Source organism: Streptomyces sp. NPDC059668, from assembly GCF_042734135.1.
In the GTDB taxonomy this organism is placed as follows: Bacteria; Actinomycetota; Actinomycetes; order Streptomycetales; family Streptomycetaceae; genus Streptomyces.
Genome location: NZ_JBHWEL010000070.1, coordinates 1 through 8,529 on the forward strand (window position 1 = coordinate 1; position 8,529 = coordinate 8,529).

Here is an 8,529-nt window from a genome sequence, read left to right on the forward strand (position 1 = left end):
TGTGTAATAGAGAGAGGGCTGGAGATGCGCGCCCGCGCTGGAGACACCAGACGCGGCCGGCGCCCACGCGCCGGGGCCGGGGCGCAGCCCCGCCCCTCCAGGGGCGCGGGGAACTGCGCGACCAGCCCCCACCGGCCGGCACCCGAACACCCCATCCGCCGCCAGAGGCAGGGGCGCGGGGAACTGCGGGACCAGCCCCCACACACCCGCACCCGAAAAGGACCCCGCGTCAGGGACGCGTGCGGCGGCGGCCCAGGGCGATCGCTCCCGCGCCCGCGGCCAGCAGCACCACCCCGGCTCCGACGGCGTAGGGCGTGGCCGACGACCCCCCGGTCTCGGCCAGCCCCGCCTCCGTCTTCGCCGGCGCGGGCGCCTCCGCCGCCCCCTGCGGCGTCACCTCGGACACGGGCGCGGCACCGCCGCTCTCCCGCACCGGCGCGGCCGGAGCCTCGCACGAGACGCCCGCGAGGGTCAGCGTCCCCTCCACCTCGGCCACGTTCAGCTTCAAGGGGTTGATGGACACCTTGAGGACGAGCGCGGACGCGGCCGCGGTACGGGACGAGGCCTGCGCCTTCGAGAAATCGATCCGCACGTCGCCGACACCCGGCACCTTCACCTGCGTCGGACCGCCCGCCGTGACGGTGACCTTCTTGCCGAGGACCGTCACCGCGCCCAGCACGTTCGTCGAGGCGACCGGCTTCCGGCCCGCCTCGCAGGTCGCCGTGGACGTGACCTGGGAGAGCTCGACCAGGGAGAGCAGCGGAAGTCCGGGGACATGGATCCTGGCGTGCGCGAGGTTCGTGGTCGCCTCGGCCTTCGTCGGCGACACCGTCGCCTTCGCGGTGGCGGCCTCCGCGCGCAGCACGCTGAAGGGCCGGCCGCCTGCGACACCGTCCAACCGGGCTGACAGCGCGGTGCGTTCGGCGCTCCGCGGCGCCTGCACCTCGTTGAGGGAGACGGCGAGCGGGACGTTCACCGTCTTGTTGAGCAGGGACACGTCGAGCCCGGTGCGCAGGACGACGGCGCTGGCCCGGCCCTGCTCGCCGGTGGCGTGCGCGGAGCCCGCACCGGCCAGCACCGCCGGACCGGCGGCGAGGACGGTGGCCGCCGCGGTGACGGTGAACCGGCGTGCGGGCATGCGGAAGTAGTGGGTGTTCAAGGGTGGGACCCCCAGGAGAGAAAGCTTGGGACCCGGAAAGAATTACGTACTAAGAGTGAACGGTCAGCGACCTGACGTGACTTCACTCCAACGTGGCGCATCCGTGAATCCATTCGAATCCCACGGCACGGAAGTCGCCCGGCGTCCCACGAGCCCGTGCGCCGCCCCGAACATCCAGGTCACCGCCCGCTACCCGACCGGCCGCCCGTTCAGCACCACCAGACGCGGGGCGCTCAGCACCCGTACGTCCGCGCGCGGATCCCCCTCGTACACCACCAGGTCCGCCGGCGCCCCCTCGTCGAGCCCCGGCCTGCCGAGCCACCGGCGGGCGCCCCAGGTCGTCGCGGAGAGCGCCTCGACCCGCGGGATGCCCGCGGTCACCAGTTCGGCGACCTCGCCCGCGACCAGCCCGTGCGGGAGCGTGCCGCCCGCGTCCGTGCCGACGTAGACCGGGATTCCGGCGTCGTACGCGGCACGCACGGTGTCGTACCGCCGCTCGTACAGCCGGCGCATGTGCCCGGACCAGCGCGGGAACTTGGCGTCACCCGCGTCGGCGAGCCGCGGGAAGGTGGCGATGTTCACGAGGGTGGGGACGATCGCCACGCCGCGGGAGGCGAACAGCGGGATGGTGTCCTCGGTCAGCCCGGTCGCGTGCTCGACGCAGTCGATGCCGGCCTCGACCAGGTCGCGCAGGGAGTCCTCGGCGAAGCAGTGCGCGGTGACCCGGGCACCCAGCCGGTGGGCCTCGGCGATCGCGGCCTCGACGGCGTCCCGGGGCCAGCAGGCGCCCAGGTCGCCCGTGGCACGGTCGATCCAGTCGCCGACCAGTTTCACCCAGCCGTCGCCGCGCCGGGCCTCCCGGGCGACGTACGCGACGAGGTCCTCCGGCTCGATCTCGTGCGCGTAGTTGCGGATGTAGCGGCGGGTACGGGCGATGTGGCGTCCCGCGCGGATGATCTTCGGGAGGTCGGCGCGGTCGTCGATCCAGCGGGTGTCGGAGGGCGAGCCCGCGTCCCGGACGAGCAGGGTGCCCGCGTCCCGGTCGGTCAGCGCCTGCTTCTCCGAGACGTCGTCGGGGACGGGGCCGTGCTGGTCGAGTCCGACGTGGCAGTGCGCGTCGACGAGGCCGGGCAGCACCCAGCCCTCGACCCGGCGGACGTCACGGGCGCCGGCGGGACGCTCGTAGGAGATCCTCCCGCCGACGACCCAGAGTTCGTCCCGGACCTCGTCGGGCCCGACGAGCACCCGCCCCTTCACGTGCAGCACCGCGCGATCACTCATGGACTGCACCCTAGTTCGGGCCCCCGCCCTCCCGGTCCACCTGGTCCGCCCGGTCGGGGGTCTCCTCCTCGACGTCCGCCATCGCGGGGTCCAGGAGCCGGGAGAGGAAGTGGCGGGTGCGTTCGTTGCCCGGGTTGCCGATGACCTGCTCGGGGGTGCCGTCCTCGACGATCACCCCGCCGTCCATGAAGACGACCCGGTCGGCGACCTCGCGCGCGAACGACATCTCGTGGGTGACGACCATCATCGTCATGCCCTCGTTCGCCAGCCTGCGCATCACCGCGAGCACGTCGCCCACGAGTTCGGGGTCGAGGGCCGAGGTGGGCTCGTCGAAGAGCATCACCTCGGGGCCCATGGCGAGCGCGCGGGCGATCGCCACCCGCTGCTGCTGACCGCCGGAGAGCGAGGCGGGGTAGGCGTCCGCCTTCTCCGACAGGCCCACCCTCCTGAGGTTCTCCGCGGCCACCTTCGCCGCCTGCTCCTTGTCCCGCCCGAGCACCCGGCGCTGCGGCAGCGTGAGGTTCTCGGTCACCGACAGGTGCGGGAAGAGGTTGAACTGCTGGAAGACCATGCCGATCCGGCGGCGCACCGCGTCGATGTCGACATCGGGGTCGGTGACCTCCGTACCGCCGACGAGGACCTGGCCCCTGGTGGGTTCCTCCAGGAGGTTCACGCAGCGCAGCAGCGTGGACTTGCCGGAGCCGGAGGGCCCGATGACACAGACGACCTCGCCCGAACCGACCTCCAGGTCGATGCCGCGCAGCACCTCGTTGTCGCCGAAGGACTTGTGCAGGTCCTTCACTTGGATCTCCGGCCTGCTCACTTGGTGGCCTCCCCGGCCTTCGCCTCAAGACGGCGTACGACGAATCCGAGCGGGATCGTGACCAGCAGATAGCACAGGCCCGCGACCAGGATCGGCGTGGAGTTGGCGGTCTGGCTGGCCAGGTCGCGCCCGAACTTGGTGAGTTCGCGTTCCTCCAGCGTGACGCCGAGGAAGAGCACCAGCGAGGAGTCCTTGAAGAGGAGCACGAGTTCGTTGGTGAGCGGCGGGATCACGATGCGGAACGCCTGCGGGATGATGATCGAGACCATGGCCCTCGCGTGCGAGAAGCCCAGCGAACGGGCCGCTTCCATCTGGCCCTTGGGGACCGCCTGGATGCCCGCCCGGATCGTCTCGGCCATGTACGCGGCCGAGACCAGGCCGAGCGCGAGCGCCACCTTGCCGTAGGTGCCGCCGGGGATCTGCGTGCCCGGGAAGGCCAGCGGCACGGCGACACCCACGAAGACGAAGATCAGCAGGGCGGGCAGGCCCCGGAAGATCTCGATGTAGATGCCGGCGACCCAGCGGTAGGGGCCCACCGGGGAGAGCCGCATCAGGGCGATCACCATGCCGAGCACGAGACCGACGACGAAGCCGGACATCGTGTAGAGCACGGTGTTCTTCAGCGCCAGCGTGATGACGTCCGGGAACATCTGCCGGACCAGGTCCCATTGGGCGAACTGGTTCTTCAGACGTCCCCAGTCGGCCGTGGCCGCGAAGGCGATCACGGCCGCGACGAAGACGACGTACTGGGCGCCGCGCGAGAGCGCGCGCTTCTGCCGCCGGGTCAGGCCGGATCTGCGGGGCTGTAGCTGTGCGTCGCCGCCGCTCATGAGGCGGACGGGGAGGCGGTGGCGGCGTTCTCGTCGTACGGGCCGATCCACTTCTCGTACAGCTTCTTGTACGTGCCGTCCGCCTTCGCGTCCTTGATCGCCGCGTTGAGGGCGTCGACGAGCTTGGTGTTGCCCTTCTTCACCGTGAAGCCGTACTGCTCACCGGTGTTGAGGTTGTCCACCACCTTGAAGGCGCCGGCGTTGGCCTTGTCCTTCAGCCAGCCCTGGACGACGGGGTAGTCGATGATGACGGCCTGCACCTGGCCGGTGCGCAGCCCGTTGAGCACCGCGTCGGACGACTCGAAGGAGACCGGGTCGAAGCCCTGCTTCCGCGCGTAGTCCTCACCGGTGGTCTGCGCCTGGGCGCCGAGCTTCTTCCCCTTGGCCTTGAGACCCGCGAGGGAGTCGATGCCGCTCTTCTTGTCGACCAGGACGGCCTGGGTCGCGTCGAAGTAGGGGTCCGAGAAGTCGACGTTCTTCTTGCGCTCGGGGGTGATCGTCATGCCGGCCGCGGCGAGGTCGCACTGGCCGGAGTTGAGGAACGCGCCCGTCTTGAAGTTCTCGAAGGGCGTGTCCACGATGGCCTGCTTCACGCCGAGGTTCTTGGCGACCAGGTCGACCAGCGAGACGTCGAAGCCCTGCACCTTGCCGCCGATCTCCGACTGGAAGGGCGGGTACGGGAGGTGGGTGCACGTCGTGAGCTGCCCCGCCTTCACCAGGGGAACCCCGTGGGCGGTGGCCTTGCCCCCTCCGCCGCCCGAAGAGCACCCGGCCACGAGCAGCAGCCCGGCCGTCGCGGTGGTGGCGGCCAGCATGCGCGTCCGGCGTCCGGGGACCGAGTTCACGGAGACCTCCTGTGGGGGGAACTGAGGCTTCCGATTATAAGGAAAAGTTTGACTCACTCAAACCAATCTGATGGTCGTTGCATCGTTCGGCCTCGGAAGTCATGCCTGCCGCGGGGTGCTGGGGCGCAGCCGACCGCGCCTCGGCCGCCCGCCCGGCGGTCGAGGTCGCTGTTCGGCGGTCGAGGTCGCCGGCCTGCGCCCACCGCCCAGTCCGCCGACACCGTCTCCACCTGCCCCGCCGCGCCCGGCGCACGCATGTGCCACCCGCACGCATGTGCCACCGGCGCCGCCGCCCGTCCTCCGGCCGTTCGAGGGTGCCGGATACGCTCGGAGCTGCGCATTGGAACCCGTGAGCGAAGAGAGCACCGCCGTGACCCACCCCTTCCTGGACCTCGCCCCGCTGAGCGCCGCGCACTTCGCGTCGATCGAGGACCGTGTGGCGCGGCTGCTCTCCACCGAGCAGGACGTCCTGATCACACAGGGCGAGGCATTGCTGCCGCTGGAGGGCGCCATCCGCGGCACGGCCGGGCCAGGCACCACCGCGCTCAACGTGATCACCGGGCCGTACGGGCAGACCTTCGGGGACTGGCTGCGGGACTGCGGGGCCACGGTCATCGATCTCGCGGTGCCGTTCCACACCGCGGTGACGGCCGCGCAGGTGCGCGACGCCTTCGCCGAGCACCCGTCGATCGACTTCGTCTCCCTGGTGCACGCGGAGGCCGCGACCGGCAACACGAACCCCGTCGCGGAGATCGGCGAGGTGGTGCGCGAGCACGGCGCGCTGTTCTATCTGGACGCCGTCGCGTCGATCGGCGCGGAGCCGGTGCTGCCGGACGCGTGGGGAGTCGACCTGTGCGTGATCGGGGCACAGAAGGCGATGGGCGGCCCGGCCGGCGTGTCCGCCGTGTCCGTGAGCGCGCGGGCCTGGGCACGGATGGCGGCCAACCCCGGGGCGCCGCGGCGTTCCTACCTGTCCTTGCTGGACTGGAAGGAGAGGTGGGTCGACGGCGGGCGCAAGGCGTTGCTGCACGCGCCGGCGCAGTTGGAGATGCTGGCGCTGGAGGCGTGTGTCGAGCGGATCGAGGGTGAGGGGCTCGACGCGGTGATGGACCGGCACGCCTCGGCCGCGGCGGCGACCCGGGCGGGGGTGGTGGCTCTCGGCGGTGGGCTGGAGCCGTACGTGCACCGGGCGGAGGACGCGGCGCCGGTCGCGACGACCCTGCGGGTGCCGGCCGGGGCCGACGCGACGGTGCTCGTCGCCAGGGCCCTGGCGGCGGACCCGGTGCTGCCGCTGGTCGCGGGCGGGGGCGCGCTGGCCAAGGAGATGATCCGCGTCAACCACTACGGCCCCGACGCGACGCGGGGCGTCGTGCACTCCTGCCTCGCCGCGGTCGGCGCCGCGCTGGCCGAGTCCGGGCACACGGTGGACCTGGAAGGGGCCCGGCGGGCGGTGACGGAGGTGTGGGGGTAGGGGGCTGGACAGGACAGGGCAGGGCAAGGCAGGGATCGGACCAGGGCGACGCCGGCGACCGCCCCTGCCGGGCTTCGGGCTCCCGGCTCCTGATCCACGGGCTCCGGGGCTCCCGGGTTCCCGGCACCTTCCAACGGCTCCGGGGCTCCCGGCTTCCGGCGGCTCCGGGCTCCCGGCCCCCGCCCTCTGCTTTCCGGCTCCAGGTTCCCGGCCCTTGCCCCCTGCTTTCGGGCCTCCGACCCCGCCGCACCCGTCCCTACCCTTCGCCGCCCTCCCCCGAGGGCTCGCCGTCGCGCTTCGGTTCCGCCGCGACGGTCCCGCTCTCGGCCTCCGGGCGGTCCGACTGCCCGGAGGCCGGTCCGGGTTTCGCGTGGAGGATGTCGCGGGCCTGCTCGGCCGCGCGGGCGATGCTCTCGGAGACGAAGTCGAGGAAGCGGGCGATGTTCTCCAGGCGGATGGCGGCCGGAGTGCCCGGGCCCAGGACGCGGACGCCTTCCCGGGTGGTCTCGACGAGCTGGGCGGTGGACCGGGCGCTGGCCATCATCGACTGGTACCAGATGTCGTCGTCGACGATGTAGCGCTCGCGGCGGCGTTCGTCGCGCTCCCGCCGGACGAGGCCCTGGCTCTCCAGGAACGCGATCGCCTTGGAGATGGACGCCGGGCTGACCTGGAGGCGCTGGACGAGTTCGGCCGCGGTGAGGCTGCCCGCGTCGCTGATGCAGAGACAGGCCAGCACCCGGGACATCATCTTGGACATGCCCGATTGCATGATGACGGTGGTGAACGTCTCCTCGTACTCGCGCACCGCCTCGGCGTCTCGTCCGTGGGACTGCGGAGGCGCTTCCGGCCCTTGCGGCGCGGCCTGCCGGCGACGGTGGGCGCGGCGTTCGGTGGCGCGATGCGCGAGGTCGGCGCGGTACCCGGTCGGACCGCCGTTGCGCATGACCTCGCGGGTGATGGTCGAGGTCGGCCGGTCGAGACGTCTGGCGATCTCCGCGTAGGCGAGGCCGTCGGCCAGTCCCAGCGCGACCTGCTGACGTTCCTGCTGGGTGAGTCTGCCTCCCGGCATCGCGGTCTCCTTCGTGCTCCTGTGGTGGCTCCAGCATAGCGTTCACCTCCACTTCATTGCAACGAGCAGGTGACGACTGTTGCGTTAGATTCTCTTCCATTGCAACGAAATATCGCCAACTACCTGCAACTACGCCCCTGGAGCGCAACGAGAGTGTTGCCGAACTTATGAATGCAACGTAGCGTTTCCATCATCAGAAACGGCGGGCCACAGGAGCTCGCGCCGCGGAAGAAGGAGAGCACGATGCAGAAGTTCGACACCCCCGCCCCCGTCTCGGCCGTCCTCGACATCCCGGCGGGACGCATCCGGTTCGTCGCCTCCGACCGCGCCGACACCACGGTCGAGATCCTGCCCGCGGACGCCTCCAAAGGCCGCGACGTCCGGGCGGCGGAGCGGACCGAGGTCACCTGCGCCGACGGGGCCCTGCGGATCGAGACCGCGACCACGGAGAACCGGATCCTCGGCGCCTCCGGATCCGTCGACGTGACGGTCCACCTCCCCGCCGGCTCCCGGATCGAGGCCAAGGCGCCCGGCGCCGACCTCAGGGGCGTCGGGCGGCTCGGAGACGTCGCCTTCGAGGGCGGACGGGCCACGGTGGAGCTCGACGAGACCGGGAGCGCCCGTCTCACGCTCCTCGACGGTGACGTCTCGATCGGCCGCCTGGACGGCAGCGCGGAGATCACCACCCGGCAGGGCGACATCCGCGTCACCGAGGCCGTGCGCGGCGCGGTCGTCCTGCGCACCGAGCACGGCGGGATCTCGGTCGGCGCGGCCCACGGCGTCTCCGCCTCCCTGGACGCCGGCACCGGCTACGGCCGGGTCCACAACACCCTCCGCAACGCCGACGGCGCCGGAGCGGGCCTCGCCATCCGGGCGACGACCGCCTACGGCGACATCACCGCCGGCAGCCTGTGAGCCCGAGAGCACCCCACGGGCGGGGGGGGGGGGGGGCGCCCGGCCCCGCGCGCCGGCGCCGGCGGGGGCGGGGCGCCGCGGGCGGAGCGGCGACCGCGCACCACGCGGTAAGGAAGCGAGGCGAGTCGGTGTCGAT

8 protein-coding genes are annotated in these 8,529 nt (G+C 72.1%); 2 read left to right on the forward strand and 6 right to left on the reverse strand.

Annotated elements, in window-relative coordinates; all coding sequences use genetic code 11:
- Positions 1–229 precede the first annotated feature (229 nt).
- The 5 genes from ACFV2J_RS34180 to ACFV2J_RS34200 all read right to left on the reverse strand — a co-directional run bounded on the left by ACFV2J_RS34180 (position 230) and on the right by ACFV2J_RS34200 (position 4,938).
- Positions 230–1,159 (reverse strand): SCO1860 family LAETG-anchored protein, encoded by a 930-nt coding sequence (locus ACFV2J_RS34180; RefSeq protein ID WP_385097891.1) that lies wholly within the window; start codon positions 1,157–1,159, stop codon positions 230–232.
- A 189-nt stretch (positions 1,160–1,348) separates the two neighbouring features.
- A complete protein-coding gene (locus ACFV2J_RS34185; protein WP_385442304.1) occupies positions 1,349–2,440 on the reverse strand; it encodes an amidohydrolase family protein in 1,092 nt (363 codons plus the stop codon).
- 10 nt (positions 2,441–2,450) lie between these two features.
- On the reverse strand, positions 2,451–3,263 hold the full coding sequence (locus tag ACFV2J_RS34190) for an amino acid ABC transporter ATP-binding protein (RefSeq protein ID WP_385095085.1): 813 nt from the start codon (positions 3,261–3,263) through the stop codon (positions 2,451–2,453).
- Complete coding sequence (locus tag ACFV2J_RS34195; protein ID WP_385095088.1) at positions 3,260–4,093, reverse strand: amino acid ABC transporter permease; 834 nt, start codon at positions 4,091–4,093, stop codon at positions 3,260–3,262. The genes ACFV2J_RS34190 and ACFV2J_RS34195 overlap by 4 nt, the downstream gene beginning before the upstream one ends.
- A complete protein-coding gene (locus ACFV2J_RS34200; RefSeq protein WP_385095091.1) occupies positions 4,090–4,938 on the reverse strand; it encodes a transporter substrate-binding domain-containing protein in 849 nt (282 codons plus the stop codon). The genes ACFV2J_RS34195 and ACFV2J_RS34200 overlap by 4 nt, the downstream gene beginning before the upstream one ends.
- A gap of 349 nt (positions 4,939–5,287) precedes the next feature.
- Between ACFV2J_RS34200 and ACFV2J_RS34205 the strand changes: the two genes are divergently transcribed.
- On the forward strand, positions 5,288–6,409 hold the full coding sequence (locus ACFV2J_RS34205; RefSeq protein WP_385095094.1) for a pyridoxal-phosphate-dependent aminotransferase family protein: 1,122 nt from the start codon (positions 5,288–5,290) through the stop codon (positions 6,407–6,409).
- 256 nt (positions 6,410–6,665) lie between these two features.
- Here the strand turns inward: ACFV2J_RS34205 and ACFV2J_RS34210 are convergent, their stop codons facing one another.
- A complete protein-coding gene (locus ACFV2J_RS34210; protein WP_385442310.1) occupies positions 6,666–7,478 on the reverse strand; it encodes a helix-turn-helix domain-containing protein in 813 nt (270 codons plus the stop codon).
- A 243-nt stretch (positions 7,479–7,721) separates the two neighbouring features.
- Between ACFV2J_RS34210 and ACFV2J_RS34215 the strand changes: the two genes are divergently transcribed.
- Entirely contained in the window at positions 7,722–8,393 is a 672-nt protein-coding gene (locus ACFV2J_RS34215) for a DUF4097 family beta strand repeat-containing protein (RefSeq protein ID WP_385095099.1), read from the forward strand.
- The last annotated feature ends 136 nt before the right edge of the window (positions 8,394–8,529 follow it).

What these genes read in the sequence shown, in the direction of transcription:
- ACFV2J_RS34210 (WP_385442310.1), bottom strand. Translation starts at nt 7,478, where the DNA reads ATGCCGGGAGGCAGACTCACCCAGCAGGAACGTCAGCAGGTCGCGCTG.
- ACFV2J_RS34215 (WP_385095099.1), top strand. Translation starts at nt 7,722, where the DNA reads ATGCAGAAGTTCGACACCCCCGCCCCCGTCTCGGCCGTCCTCGACATC.
- ACFV2J_RS34195 (WP_385095088.1), bottom strand. Translation starts at nt 4,093, where the DNA reads ATGAGCGGCGGCGACGCACAGCTACAGCCCCGCAGATCCGGCCTGACC.
- ACFV2J_RS34185 (WP_385442304.1), bottom strand. Translation starts at nt 2,440, where the DNA reads ATGAGTGATCGCGCGGTGCTGCACGTGAAGGGGCGGGTGCTCGTCGGG.